Origin of the sequence: Conexibacter sp. DBS9H8, from assembly GCF_023330685.1 — a bacterium.
GTDB lineage: Bacteria > Actinomycetota > Thermoleophilia > Solirubrobacterales > Solirubrobacteraceae > Palsa-465.
In genome coordinates this window covers 3,171,954-3,184,967 of the sequence record NZ_CP097128.1, presented here as the reverse complement: position 1 = coordinate 3,184,967, position 13,014 = coordinate 3,171,954, and the positions used below count along the sequence as shown (strand labels likewise).

The window sequence follows — 13,014 nt, the reverse complement described above, 5'->3', positions numbered from 1 at the left end:
CGGAGGACACATGGACGCGGTTGAGGCCGGTGCGGAGCGGGAGCGGGCGCGGGCGGCGATGGCGGCTGCGCTCGCGGAGATCAAGGGGGTCATCGTCGGCCAGGACGCGATGCTGGAGCGGCTGCTCGTCAGCCTCCTCGCCGGCGGCCACGTGCTCCTGGAGGGTGTGCCCGGCCTCGCCAAGACGCTGACGGTGAAGACGCTCGCGGCCGTGCTCGGCGGCAGCTACGGTCGGATCCAGTTCACCCCCGACCTCGTCCCCGCCGACCTCGTCGGAACCCGGATCTGGCGGCCCGACAGCGCGAGCTTCGCCACCGAGCTCGGGCCGGTGTTCGCGAACTTCGTCCTCGCCGATGAGATCAACCGCGCCCCCGCGAAGGTGCAGTCGGCCCTGCTCGAGGTGATGCAGGAGCAGCAGGTGACGATCGGCGGCCAGACCCACCGGGTGCCGATGCCGTTCATCGTGATGGCAACCCAGAACCCGATCGAGTCCGAAGGCACCTACCCGCTCCCCGAGGCCCAGGTCGACCGGTTCCTGATGAAGATCGTCGTCGGCTACCCGAGCGTGGAGGAGGAGAGCACGGTGGTGACGCGCAGCCTCGGCACCTCGCCGACCCTGCGCACCTGCCTCTCCCTCACCGACCTCGAGGCGCACGCCCGCGCGGTCGGAACCGTCACCGCGGACACGACGGTCGTGCGCTATGCGGTTGCGCTCGCCGACGCGACCCGCCACCCCGATCGCTACGGCCTGGGCGAGCTGGCTGGGCTGATCGCCTTCGGGGCGAGCCCGCGGGGGCCGATCGGCCTCGTCCAGGCGGGACGGGCGCTCGCGCTGCTGCGAGGGCGCGAGCGTGTCCTCACCGAGGACATCACCGACCTCGCCGCTGACGTTCTCCGCCACCGACTCGTGCTCTCCTATGACGCGCTCAGTGAGGGGATCACCGCCGATGAGCTGCTCGAGCGGATCCTCACCGCCGTGCCCGCCTCCGGGGCCGCCGCCCCGGGCGCCGTCGGCCGTTCGGGTACCGGGGACGGACCGGATGAGGTCCGGATGGCTCGCGGGTGAGCACGCTCGCTGACCGGCGGCGTCTCGTGCCCGATCCGGGGCCGCTCGCAGAAGGTGACCGGCGGGGCGGGCGGCTCGCCTACGGGCCGACCGCGGGGCTCCGGGTCCCCGCTGCGCGCCAGGGACCGGGGCCGATCTCGGCCGCGGCGGTCAACGCGCTCGACCCGGTGATCAACCGGCTCGTCTCCCGCTCCCTGCCCGGCGGGCGCCTCGCCGCCGGGGTCGGGCCGGGGACCGAGCTGGCTCAGCTGCGGCCCTATGAACCGGGGGATGACGTCCGCTACCTCGACCCGGCCGCAAGCGCCCGGACCGGGACGATGCACGTCCGCCTCCACGTGCCCGAGCGGGCGATGACGAGCTGGATCGTCCTCGACCTGTCCGCGTCGATGGCGTTCGGGACCGCCGGGCGGCTCAAGGCGGACGTCGCGGAGGGGGTCGCCGCCGTCATCGGCCGGCTCGGGGTCCGCCGGGCCGGGAGCGTCGGGGTCGTCGCCTGGGGCGGCGGGCGGCTGCGGACCCTGCCGCCGCGCGGGGCCAAGCCGGCGCTCGTCGCCCTCGGTGCCCTGCTCGCCGCCGGGGTCGCTCCGGACGCGCCCGAGCCGGCCCCGCGCCGCTCGGTGCCACCGCAGACCCACGCGGTCGGGCTCGCGGAGGCGCTCAGCCGCACCCTCACCCTCGCCGACCGTGCCGGCCTGATCGCCGTCATCTCCGACTTCCGCGACGAGGCCGGTTGGGAGCGGCCGCTCGGGGCGCTCAGGCTCCGTCACGCGGTGATCGCCGTCGAGGTCGAGGACCCGCGGGAGCGGGAGCTTCCCAACGTCGGCCGCCTCGCCGTGATCGATCCCGAGACCGGCGAGCTCGTGCGCGCCAACACGGCCAGTGAGCGGCTGCGGCGCCGGTTCGCCGCGCTGGAGGCGGCCCGCCGGGAGCGGATCGCCGGCGAGCTGCGTCGCCTCCAGGTCCGCCACGTCCGCCTCAGCACCGACGCGGACTGGCTCGCCGCGCTCGGAGGCGGCCTGCGATGAGAGGCGGCGCGGTGCTCAGGATCGCCCGCGGGAGCCGGCGGCGATGAGCTTCGCCGCCGCCGACTGGCTCGCCGCTCTCCTCCTGGTGCCCCTCGCGTTGGCGCTCGGGCGCCTCCGCCGCCGGCAGGCCCGCCGCTACGCGCTGCGCTTCAGCGCCGCCGGAACGCTCGCCCGGGCCGCCGGTGAGGATCGTCCCGGCCGCTGGCGTGCGTGGGTTCCGGCGGCGGTGATGCTGCTCGGCGCCACCGTGCTCGTCCTCGCCCTCGCCCGGCCGCAGATCACCGTGCGGGTGCCGGTGCCCAACGCGGCGGTCGTGCTCGTCCTCGACCACTCCGGCTCGATGGCCTCCACCGACGTCGCCCCGGACCGGATCGGCGCGGCGATCGACGCCGGCAACACGCTGATCGGCGAGCTGCCCGCCGAGGTGCGGCTCGGCTTTGTCGGCTTTGGCACCACGCCCGACGTGATCCAGGCCCCGGTGAGCGACCACGCGGTCACCCGCCGGATCCTCGACGCCCAGCTCCCGGGCGGTGGCACCGACACCGGCCCCGCCCTTCAGGACGCCCTCACCCTCCTGCACGGTGGCGATCCCCACCACCCTCCGGGGGCGATCGTCCTCCTCTCCGACGGGGCGGCGAACCTCGGGGTCAGCCCGGTCACCGTCGCCGCCCAGGCCCGCCGGGAGCGGATCCCGATCGACACCGTCGCCCTCGGCACCCCGAACGGCGTGCTCGACGTCGGCCCGTTCAGCCAGCCGATCCCGGTCCCCCCGGATCCGGCCCTGATGGCGGCGATCGCCCGCACCTCCGGAGGCCGCTCGTTCACCGCCCGCACCGCCGGGGCGCTCAGCTCGATCTACTCGGGGCTCGGCTCCCAGCTCGGCAGCGTCCCGGTGCGACGCAGCATCGCCCCGGAGGTGCTGCTCCTCGCCGGGCTGCTGCTCCTCACCGGCCTGCTCAGCAGCGTCCGGACCCGCACCCGGGTCGCCTGAGGTCGCCTGGCCTGTGGCGGGGTGGCCGGCCAGTGAGCCGGCCACCCCGGTGGGGCGCGTTCCTCCGACGGATCAGCTCTGACGGGCCCCACCGGGCGATGGTCTCGGCTGGGAGCGCCGGCGGCGTGCGGTTCTCAGACGGCTACCGGATGCCGCTGACGGGCGTGCTGAATCCGGTTCCGCTGCCTGCCGTGCTACCGGTCCCGCTGCCTGCCGTGCTGCCGGTCCCGCTGCCCGACGTGCTGCCTGCCGTGCCACCGGTCCCGCTGCCCGAGGTGCTACCGGCCCCGCTGCCTGCTGGGGCGGAGCCCGTCCCGGCGCCGGATGGGCGGGAGCCGCCGCCAGCGGAGCTACCGGCGCCGGCCGCAGCAGGCGGCGTGGGGCGATTGCTCTGCATGGCGCTGGCATCGCCACGAGCCTGGGTGATGATCGAGGTGACGAAGGCGCGGACCGATGCGGGCATCCGAGCCGACAGGTGGCTGAGGATGTTGGCGATCGACCCCTGTTGAGATGTCACCTGCCCGTACGCGGTCTCGAGGCCTGACGCCGCCGCGGCTGGCATCGAGCCCGATGCGATGAGGGCAGCAAGCTCAACTGCGGCGGTCGCCTGGGTTTTGACCCCGGTCGCAACCGCGGAGAGGAGCTCGGTCGCGCTCGTCGTGCTCTCACTCGGGCTACTTGCTGCTGTGGCTTCGGCGCTCACCTCGCTCTGGGTGGCGGTGGAGATGGCCGAGATCGCGTGAGCGAGTCCGACCTGAGCTTGCGCCGGCGCCTGAAGCTCGAGGGCGGAGAGCACGGCCAGCGCTCGTGCCTGACCTGTCGTGTCGTTGAGGGCGGCGTCGGCGATGGCATTCTGGACGCGGCTGGTGGTGTCGGGGGCCGTCGCGGCGAGCGCCTTGATCGAGACCTCGTCCTGGTGAGCCACGGCGATCTCAGCCTTGGCTGCCTCCGTCTTCGCCGCCGCGGTGTGGGCCTGGGCCTGGAGCCGTCCGGCGGTGGCCTGGGCGAGGCCAAGTTGCTTCTGGCTGATCGTGAACTGCGTGGTGCCGCGGGCCTCGTTGCCGTGCTTGAACGCCGCCACCGCCCGCTTGAGCGCGGCGTCGGCGTGCGTCGTGTGGGTTTGAACGGCGCTGACGCCGGTCTGGATGTCGGATGCGGACGCCGGCACCGGTGCGGCGAGGACGGCGATCGCAGCCAGGGCGGTGATCGAGAGGGACCGAACGTGTGCGGTCCCGGGCAGCTGGGTCATGGTGTCTCCTGAGAGCAACTGGGCGGCCTACGGGGTGTAGGTCCCTGGTTTTGCGTGCCCGTCTCGCGGCGGGGTTGCCTTTGTCGCTGAGATGACGCCCCAGCGCCGCCAATGTCAGGTCCGGTTCGAGGGACCGGACGAATGGTGGAGAGACCGATCGGTGCGGTCGCGCCGCGCCGCGCTCAGGGCCGCTCCGGAACACCGGAGCCGGGGCAGGGTGGGGCCGCGTCAGTGAGGTGGGTGCGGATGAGAGCCGCCACCTCGTCAGGGTGGTCATGGGCGACGTCATGGGTGCCGCCTGCGATGACGTGCAGATGAGCGTCCGGGAGCATGTCGGCGAGGCGTTCACCCACCGCCGGCGGGCTGATCGGGTCCGCATCCCCCCAGATCAGCAGTACCGGCACGGTGATCTGAGAGAGGTGCGCGCGGAAGTCGGGGCGCTCCTGAGTGACCCACGCGGCCGCATCCGGAAAGGTCCGGCGATACTCCCCGCGCCAGTCGGTCACAGCGGGCAGGTCGAACGGCAACCCGCCGGAGGTGGCCACGAGCACGATGCGCCGGACCTTCTCCGGGAACGCGACGGCGACGCCGATGGCGATCACGCCGCCCATCGACTGGGCAACGAGATCTGCGCCGGGGGTGAGGCCCACCCCAACCTGGGCGATGAGATCGCCGTACCCGGAGATCCCCGGATCAGCGGGCTCGTTCCCGGCGCCGGGCCAACGCAACCGCGAACAGGTCCAATCGGCGGGCAGTCGGTTCGCGACGGGCTGCCAGAACTCATCCGATCCCGAAGCGCCGGGGAGGAAGGACAGATGTGGGGGTGACATCATCGTGCGGGCTCCTGCGCTGGTGAGAACGTGGGGGCCGATGGTGCCAGGCGCCCGGCACCCCCCCGCGCGGCCGCCCCCGGCGACCTGGCCTGTGCCCGCTGACGATCGTGCACGGTCCGCGTCAGAGGTCGAGCACGAAGCGGAGGGCTTGGTCGACGGCGTGTTGCTGGTCAGGCCCGATCCTCCCGCGGCGGGAGATGAGCCGCGCGGTTGAGATCACCCTCAGCTGATCGCAGCGTGCGTATGAGGTGTGGTCCAAACCACTTGCCTCGGGTTCAACCGTGATATGGCTGCGCAGTCCATAAGCGGTGGTCGTCAACGGGACGACCACGACGAGGCCGCCAGGACCGTTGTTGAGGATGTCCGCCGAGACCACGACCGCCGGCCGCGTGAATCCCGGTTCGTGGCCGACGGGCTGACCGAGGTCGACGTCGTGAACGTCGCCCCGCCAGATCACGCCAGGGGATCCCACTCGCGTCGCTCGGCAAGATGCTCCTGCCACAGCGCGGGATCCTCGCGCAGACGCTGATAGTCCCCGCTGAGGCCGCGCAGGAACTCCTGGCGCTCGAGCGCATCGATCGCGGAGTGCAGCACCTCGACGACCGTCGTATGACGAGCCTTGGCGAGAGACTGGAGACGTTCGGAGTCTGGCCGGCGGACGCGGACGGTTGTGGTGTCTCCGGACGCCATCCCGTCACTGTAGACGAAATGTAGACACTGCGTCCCGCTCGACGACCCGCCTGCGGGCAGGCTCGCCCACGATCCCGGCGCGACCTACCCTGTGCCCTGCCGATGTTCACCTTCAACCCGGCCGACCTCACCGCCGAGCAGCTCGCGATCCGGACCCTCGGGGAGGCGCGGCACCGTTCTCCGCTCAGCACCGCCCACGTCCGGCGGCCGAGCTCGCTGCACTGGGTGGACACCGAGGACCGGGTGCTCTTCGACGACTCGCAGATGATGGCGGGCGCCCGCGGGGCGACGGTGTCCGAACTCCCGTCGCTCGAGCCGGGTGGGCCGCGCAGCCACCTGTTCTTCAACCCGGCGGAGACGAACGTGGCGATCGTCACCTGCGGTGGGCTCTGTCCCGGGATCAACGACGTCATCCGCGGCCTCGTGATCGCCCTCACCGAGCAGTACGGGGTCCGCAGCGTGCTCGGCTTTCGCAACGGATTCCGCGGGCTCGTACCGCCGGACTGTGAGAACCCGATTCCCCTCAGCGCAGACGGCGTGCGCGGGATCGACCGCCGCGGCGGCTCGCTGCTGGGCACCTCCCGCGGGGCCCAGGATCCCGGCGCGATCGTCGACACCCTCGGCACCGAGGAGATCGACGTCCTGTTCGTCGTCGGCGGTGACGGCAGTCTCCGCGGGGCGTCGGCGATCGCCGCGGTCGCGCGCGAGCGCGGGCTCGACATCGCCGTCGTCGGGGTGCCCAAGACGATCGACAACGACATCCCGTTCATCGACTACAGCTTCGGCTTTCAAACCGCCTTCAGCCACGCCGCCGAGGCGATCCGCGCCGCCCACGTGGAGGCGGAATCCCACCACAACGGGGTCGGGGTGGTCAAGCTGATGGGCCGCCACTCGGGGTTCATCGCCTGCTATGCGGCGCTCGCCTGCCACGAGGCGGACGTCGTCCTGATCCCGGAGGTGCCCGTCGGCCTCGAGGGACCCAACGGCCTGCTCGAATACGTGCACCGCCGCGTCGATCATCAGGGCCACTGCGTCGTCGTCGTCGCCGAGGGGGCCGGTCAGGATCTGCTGCCCCGCGGACAGGGGACCGACGCGTCCGGGAACGCCCGGCTCGCGGACGTCGGCGCCCTCATCCGGGAGCGGCTGATCGCGAGCTTCGCCGCCTACCGCCGGGAGCTCAATCTCCGCTACGTCGACCCTGGGTACGCGATCCGCAGCGTCCCCGCCGCCGGATATGACGCCGTCTACTGCACCCGGCTCGCCCACGCCGCGGTGCATGCCGCGCTGTCGGGCCGGACCGACATGATCGTCGCCGGCTGGCACGGCCGCTTCGTCCACCTGCCGATCGGGCTCGTCACCTCCGGACGTAACGTCGTCGACCCGGGTGGTGACCTGTGGCTCGCGGTGATCGAGACGACCGGGCAGCCACCCGTGTTCCGGGCGGCGGTGAACCTCAACTTCTGACCGGGAGCCCGCCTCGAGGGGAGGGACCGGTCAGTGGGCGGAGGAGCCGATCAGTGCACGAGCGCGAGCAGCAACGCGACCGGGAGGGCGAAGTAGGCCACCGCGAGCAGCGCCATCAGCGGCCGTGACCGCGGTCGGCGCCGTTCGAGCTCCCGCCCGTACACGGTGTAGGAGGGGCGCTCGGCCCGGTCGGGGCGCTCCGCGCGGGCGGGACGTTCAGCGCGGGCGGGACGCTCAGCCCGGGCGGGACGTTCAGCCCGGGCGGGACGCTCAGCGCGGGCGGGACGTTCAGCGCGGGCGGGACGCTCAGCCAGGGCGGCCCGGGCGGGACGCTCGGCGCGCCCGGCCGGCGCGGCCGCGGCCGGCACCTTCACCGGCGCGGCGGGCGTCGCCGGACGCCGTCTCCGGCGCGGCGCCGGCGCGCCCACCCCATCCCCGCGAGCCCGCAGGGCGGCGCCCGCCTCGGCCGCGAACTGCGCCGGGCTGGCCTGGCGCTCGGCGGGGTCTTTGGCGAGCGCGCGCTGGACGACCGCGTCGAGGGCGGCCGGAACGCTTGGGACGACCGCCTGGGGGGAGGCGATCTCACCGGACAGGTGGGCGTACATCTTCGCGGCCGAGCTCGGCCGCGGGTAGGGGACCTCACCGGTCAGGGCGAGGTAGAGGATGCAGCCGAGCCCGTAGATGTCGGCCGGGGTGTCCGTCTCCGCGCCGCTGATGTACTCCGGCGGGATGAAGTCGTAGTTCTCGAGCAGGCGGTCATGGAGCGTGATGCCGGTCATGTCCGTGTGCCGGCGGGCGAGACCGAAGTTCGTCAGGTAGGTGGTGCCGCCGGCGCTGACGAGCACACTGGAGGGGCGCACCGCCCGGTGGATCACCCCGAGCTGGTGGGCGGCGTCGAGGGCGGCGGCGACCTGTTCAATGATCGCGACGGCCTCTGCGGCGGGAAGCGGCCCGCGGGCGGCGACGAGGTCGCCGAGCGACTCTCCGTCCACCCAGCGGCTCGCGATGAACAGTCGCCCGTCACTCTCGCCGGTCTCATAGATCGGGAGCACGTTCGGGTGCTCGCAGGCGGCGAGCAGCGTCGCCTCTCGGTTGAGGCGCGCGCGGGTCACCGGGTCGCGGGCGAGGTCGCCGCCGACGACGCGCAGGGCGACGGTCCGCGGCAGACGGGTATCCCGCGCGCGGTAGACCGCGCCGAGCTCGTCCTCGCCGACGAGCGTGTCAATTTCGTAGTTGGCAAAGCGGTTCGTTGTCGCAGTCATCTCGGAGATGCATTTCCTCCGCCGCTGCCTGGTCAAACCCCCTCACCGCGATCGTCCGGTGAGCGGACGCTCATGCATAACCGCGGGGCCCAGGGGGCACAACCTCCTGCGGCAGAACGCGGCTCGCTGCGCGCCGCTCGCGTACCTGCCATCTCCTCGGATCTGTCCTCTCTCTTCTCTCATCCTCGGACCTCTCTTCCCTTCTCTCATCTGATGGCGAACTCTCCACTCCTTCCTCCGCCGGTACGCCCGGCATCTGAGCACAGTCCCGCACCGACGGTCGTCGCCGAGCCTTTCCGGCTCAGCCGGCGCGCCCGCGCGCGCCTTCCGTTCGCGCGGGAGACGTCGCGTGGCCTCGTCATCGCGACCGTCCTCCTCGCCACGCTGATCGGCGCGGCGATCCGCCTCACCCTCACCCGCGGGCTGTCGCTCGATGAGATCCGCAACCTCGACGCCGCCGGCCTCTCCGTCTCCTTCACCAGCCTCATCCACCACCTCGCCCACGGTGGCGTCACCCCGCCGCTCGCGCCGATCCTGCTGTGGCTGTCGGTCCGGCTGCTCGGTACCGGCGTGCTCGCCGTGCGGATCGTCTCGATCATCGCCGGCGTCGCGCTCGTGCCGGTGACCGGGTGGTTCGCCGGTGAGCTCTACGGCCGGCGCACAGCGCTCATCACCGTGCTCGTCAGCGCCTGCGCGCCCGTCCTCGTCTGGTACAGCCAGGAGGCGAGCCCCTACATCCTCGCCGCCCTGTTCAGCACGCTCGCGCTGATCGGCGCGCTCCGCGCGGCCCGGACCGGCCGGCCGATCGACTGGGCCCTGCATACCGTCGCCGCGACGCTCGCCCTGTGGTCGGATTGGACTGCGCTGCCGGTGCTGCTCGTGAGCGAGCTGATCCTCCTCTCCGGGGCGCGCGAGCGCCACGCCGCTCGCGCGGAGCTGATCCGCTATCGCCGTGCCTGGGGGCTCGCGAGCGCCGCCCTGCTCTGGCAGCTGATCCCCCTCGGCGTGTTGTTCGCCACCCAGTTGCAGTACAGCGGCGGCTTGGCCGGCGTGTTCGGGGTCTCCGCCTCCGGCGTGTCGTTCTACACGGTCGCTTCGAACGCCTCCTGGCTGCTGTTCGGCTTCCATCCCGCGGTCGTCACGAGCACCCTGTCGGCCGTCTGGCCCCTGGCGATGCTCGCCTCCCTCGCCGCGCTCGGCCGTGGCATCGCTCCCCGCAGCTGGCTCGCCCTCGGCGGCCTGCTCGCCGCCGCGGTCGCGCTCCTCGTCCTCGGCCTTCTCGTTCCCGGCGCCTTTGACGTGCGCTACATCGTCGTCGCCGCGCCCGTGCTGATCGTGCTCGTCGCCCGGCTCACGGTCGCCTGGCCCAAGAGCGCCCGCGGCCGCGCCCTCGCCGGGGCCGTGCTCGTCCTCGTGCTCGCAGGCGCCCTCGTCGACCAGCAGATCGACCCGAACAACCCCCGCCGGGACGCCTACGGTCCAGCGCTGGCGGTCGTGCGCGCCGACGCGGTCCGGCGGGCGACGGTTCTCTATGAGCCGCACGCCTTCAACGTCGTCATGGCTCGCTTTGCGCCCGGGCTCCGTGCGCTGCCACTGTCGCGCCGGCTTCCCGCGCCTCGGACGACGCCGGCGATCTTCGTCGTCACCTCCTTCCAGAACGATCCGGCCGCCCTCGCCCTGCGCAACCGTGAGATCGGCGCGCTGAAGGCGACCCGCCACCTCGTCCGGCACTGGACTTTCACCGGCGTTCAGGTGTGGTGGTTCCGATGAGCGTCGACCCGATCGATATCCGTCTGCGCGCCCCGACGTGGAACCCGCTCCCGGCGGGGATGCCGGTGCGCACCCGCGTGCGGATCGCCGCGGTGATCGGCGCTCCGCTGATCGCCTTCTACCTCTACTGGCTGCTTGACCCGGTGCGGATCGGCAACCCGGTCCTCTACGTCCTGCTCGTCATCGCCGAGCTGCTCAACGTCATTCAGGCGCTCGGGTTCTGGTGGACCTGCGCGCACGAGCGCATCCGCGAGCCGATCGCTCCGACGCAAGCCGTCGCCGTCGACGTCCTCATCCCCCGCTATGACGAACCCGCTGAGATCGTCGAGCTCACGGTCGCCGCCGCCGCCGGGCTGCGCGGCCACGACGTCCGCGTCTGGCTGCTCGACGACGGCGACGATCAGGAGATGGCCGACCTGGCCGCTCGGCACGGTGTCGGGTATCTCACCCGCCCCAGTCACGAGCACGCGAAGGCGGGCAACATCAACCACGCCCTCGGGTGCGTCGACGCCCCGTACGTGGCGATCATCGACTGTGACCACGTCGTCTTTCCCGAGTTCCTTGAGGCGACGCTCGGCCACTTCGAGCAGGACCCCCGGCTCGCCTTTGTCCAGACCCCCCAGTACTACGCCAACGGCAGCCAGCCGGGGGTGCCCGGGGCGGCCTGGCATCAGCAGACCCTGTTCTTCGGGGCGATCGCCCGCGGCAAGGACGGCCTCGGGGCGACCTTCTGCTGCGGCACCAACGTGATCTTCCGCCGCGCCGCCCTCGATGAGACCGGCGGCTTCCCGACGCACTCGATCACCGAGGACTTCGCCCTCTCGATCAACCTGCACGAACGCGGCTGGCACACCGCCTACCTCCCCAAGGTCCTCGCTTCCGGGCTCGGCCCCGAGGACATGGCCGCCTACAGCACCCAGCAGCTGCGCTGGGCTCGAGGCTGCCTCGCCGCGATCCCGCAGATCCTCACCGCCCGCCTGCCCTGGCGGCTGCGGGCCCAGTACCTGCTCTCGGGCCTCTACTGGCTGTCGGGCTGGACGGTGCTCTTCTACATGGCCTTCCCGGCGCTGCGGCTGCTGTTCGGCATCCAGCCCCTGAGCCACCTCACCGCGCCCGCCTTCCTGCTGCACTTCTCCCCCTACTTCCTCGTCGCCCTGTCGACCGCCGCCCTTGCCGGCGCGGGGTCCTACACCTTCACCGCCCTCGCGCTCGCGGAGACGTCCTTCTGGATCTTCATCGTCGCCTCCGTCCTCACCCTCGCCCGCCGTCGTGGCTCCTTCAAGGTGACCCCGAAGACCGGCGCGGGTGCCCGCCAGCCCCGGGCGGTCGCGCCCGCCCTCGCGGCGATCGTCTTCCTCGCCGCGGTGTCGGTGTGGGGGCTCGCGCACAATCAGGGTTCGGCCACCTTCAACAACGTCGCCTTCGCGTGCTTCCACATCACGATCCTGTCGACCGGCTGCTGGCCGGCCCTGCGCCGGCCGCGGCCTGTCGCGTCCGAGCCACCGCGCACCCCCGCGCTCAGCGTCGACCCGTCCGCGCTGTGAGACGCTGGGTTCTGGTGATGCTCGGTGTCGCGATGCTGATCGCCGGCTGCGGTGCCGCCTCCGGTCAGAGCGCGGTGACCGGTGGCGGCCGGGGTGGCCACCGGGCCACCCCGGCCGAAGCAGCGCTCGCGGCGGTCCGCTTCTTCTTCGACCACTACGTCAGGCCGGACGGGCGGGTCGTGCGGGTCGACCAGGGGGGCGACACCGTCAGCGAGGGGCAGGCCTACGGGATGCTGATGGCCGCCGCGGTCGGGGACTCACAGCGCTTCCACACGATCTGGCGCTGGACGCGGATTCACCTCCAGCAGCCGGACGGGCTGTTCGCCTACCACTGGGCGGACGGGCATGTCGTGGACGCGACCCCGGCGACCGACGCGGACCTCGAGACCGCCCGGGCGCTGTTGCTCGCCGGCCGGCGCTTCCATGACCAGTACTACATCGCCACAGCGCGTCGGGTCGCGGAGGCCATCCTCACCCATGAGACCGCCCGGGCGGGCTCGCTCAGCGTGCTGATCGCCGGACCGTGGGCGAACAAGGGGTCCTACCTCGTCATCGATCCCAGCTACATCGATCCGGTCGCGTTGCGTCAGCTCGGTCAGCTCACCGGCAACCCGAGCTTCGGGGCGCTCGCCAGCAGTGGGGAGACGCTCGTCAACGAACTCACCACTCCGCTGCCGCCGGACTGGGCGACCGTCAACACTCAGACGGGGGTGGCGACCCCCGTCTCGGGGCCGTCGGCGACGAGCGGACCGGGGGCGTTCACCTTCGACGCGCCCCGCGCGCTCGTGTGGTTCGGCGTCTCCCCCCGCGCATCGGACCGGGCGGCCGTCGCGCGAGCCTGGAGCGTGTTCTCGGCGACCGATCCGATTGACATCGTCACCGAGCACAGCCTGAGCGGGGCGGTGATCGGCTCAGACCACAACCCGGTGACGGTGATCGCCGCCGCGGCGGCTGCGGTGGCGGCCGGGGACCGCTCCGCGGTTCCGGGGCTGCTCAGCGCCGCCAGCCGCCTCAACGCCGAGCATCCCACCTACTACGGCTCGGCCTGGGTCGCGCTCGGGCGCCTGCTGTTGAGCACGAACCGGCTCGGACCGCCCGCCGCCGCCTGAGTCGGCTCAGC

12 protein-coding genes and 1 riboswitch are annotated in these 13,014 nt (G+C 72.5%); of the genes, 7 read left to right on the top strand and 5 right to left on the bottom strand.

The genetic code is table 11. The features are described 5' to 3' along the window. The first annotated feature begins 10 nt into the window (after positions 1 to 10). Genes M3M55_RS15185 through M3M55_RS15175 form a run of 3 tightly spaced genes read left to right on the top strand, consistent with a single transcriptional unit; the run spans position 11 to position 3,082 of the window. Entirely contained in the window at positions 11 to 1,066 is a 1,056-nt protein-coding gene (locus M3M55_RS15185; RefSeq protein WP_371878771.1) for an AAA family ATPase, read from the top strand. Further along, complete coding sequence (locus M3M55_RS15180; RefSeq protein WP_249010347.1) at positions 1,063 to 2,091, top strand: DUF58 domain-containing protein; 1,029 nt, start codon at positions 1,063 to 1,065, stop codon at positions 2,089 to 2,091. The genes M3M55_RS15185 and M3M55_RS15180 overlap by 4 nt, the downstream gene beginning before the upstream one ends. A gap of 43 nt (positions 2,092 to 2,134) precedes the next feature. After that, positions 2,135 to 3,082, top strand: a complete 948-nt coding sequence (locus M3M55_RS15175; RefSeq protein ID WP_249010346.1) for a VWA domain-containing protein — start codon at positions 2,135 to 2,137, stop codon at positions 3,080 to 3,082. A gap of 142 nt (positions 3,083 to 3,224) precedes the next feature. Here the strand turns inward: M3M55_RS15175 and M3M55_RS15170 are convergent, their stop codons facing one another. The 4 genes from M3M55_RS15170 to M3M55_RS15155 all read right to left on the bottom strand — a co-directional run bounded on the left by M3M55_RS15170 (position 3,225) and on the right by M3M55_RS15155 (position 5,854). Further along, positions 3,225 to 4,331, bottom strand: coding sequence for a hypothetical protein (locus M3M55_RS15170; protein WP_249010345.1), 1,107 nt, complete (start codon positions 4,329 to 4,331; stop codon positions 3,225 to 3,227). A 10-nt stretch (positions 4,332 to 4,341) separates the two neighbouring features. Further along, positions 4,342 to 4,420, bottom strand: a riboswitch (cyclic di-GMP riboswitch). 93 nt (positions 4,421 to 4,513) lie between these two features. Beyond that, positions 4,514 to 5,164, bottom strand: coding sequence for an alpha/beta fold hydrolase (locus M3M55_RS15165; protein ID WP_249010344.1), 651 nt, complete (start codon positions 5,162 to 5,164; stop codon positions 4,514 to 4,516). A gap of 121 nt (positions 5,165 to 5,285) precedes the next feature. Then, complete coding sequence (locus M3M55_RS15160; RefSeq protein ID WP_249010343.1) at positions 5,286 to 5,621, bottom strand: type II toxin-antitoxin system PemK/MazF family toxin; 336 nt, start codon at positions 5,619 to 5,621, stop codon at positions 5,286 to 5,288. Then, a complete protein-coding gene (locus M3M55_RS15155) occupies positions 5,618 to 5,854 on the bottom strand; it encodes a hypothetical protein (protein WP_249010342.1) in 237 nt (78 codons plus the stop codon). The genes M3M55_RS15160 and M3M55_RS15155 overlap by 4 nt, the downstream gene beginning before the upstream one ends. A gap of 102 nt (positions 5,855 to 5,956) precedes the next feature. Here M3M55_RS15155 and M3M55_RS15150 point away from each other — a divergent pair, with 102 nt between their 5' ends. Continuing rightward, entirely contained in the window at positions 5,957 to 7,318 is a 1,362-nt protein-coding gene (locus M3M55_RS15150; RefSeq protein WP_249010341.1) for an ATP-dependent 6-phosphofructokinase, read from the top strand. Positions 7,319 to 7,368: 50 nt separating this feature from the next. On the opposite strand, the gene M3M55_RS15145 is transcribed toward M3M55_RS15150, so the two are convergent. After that, positions 7,369 to 8,580, bottom strand: coding sequence for a serine/threonine-protein kinase (locus M3M55_RS15145; protein ID WP_249010340.1), 1,212 nt, complete (start codon positions 8,578 to 8,580; stop codon positions 7,369 to 7,371). A 213-nt stretch (positions 8,581 to 8,793) separates the two neighbouring features. On the opposite strand from M3M55_RS15145, the gene M3M55_RS15140 reads away from it, so the two are divergent. Genes M3M55_RS15140 through M3M55_RS15130 form a run of 3 tightly spaced genes read left to right on the top strand, consistent with a single transcriptional unit; the run spans position 8,794 to position 13,003 of the window. Then, a complete protein-coding gene (locus M3M55_RS15140; RefSeq protein WP_249010339.1) occupies positions 8,794 to 10,350 on the top strand; it encodes a glycosyltransferase family 39 protein in 1,557 nt (518 codons plus the stop codon). Continuing rightward, positions 10,347 to 11,894 carry a glycosyltransferase family 2 protein gene (locus tag M3M55_RS15135; RefSeq protein WP_249010338.1) on the top strand — a complete coding sequence of 516 codons (1,548 nt, stop codon included), beginning with the start codon at positions 10,347 to 10,349 and terminating at the stop codon, positions 11,892 to 11,894. Before M3M55_RS15140 ends, M3M55_RS15135 begins: the two co-directional genes overlap by 4 nt. After that, the gene (locus M3M55_RS15130) at positions 11,891 to 13,003 is read left to right on the top strand and encodes a glycosyl hydrolase family 8 (RefSeq protein ID WP_249010337.1); all 1,113 of its coding nucleotides are present in this window, start codon (positions 11,891 to 11,893) and stop codon (positions 13,001 to 13,003) included. Before M3M55_RS15135 ends, M3M55_RS15130 begins: the two co-directional genes overlap by 4 nt. The last annotated feature ends 11 nt before the right edge of the window (positions 13,004 to 13,014 follow it).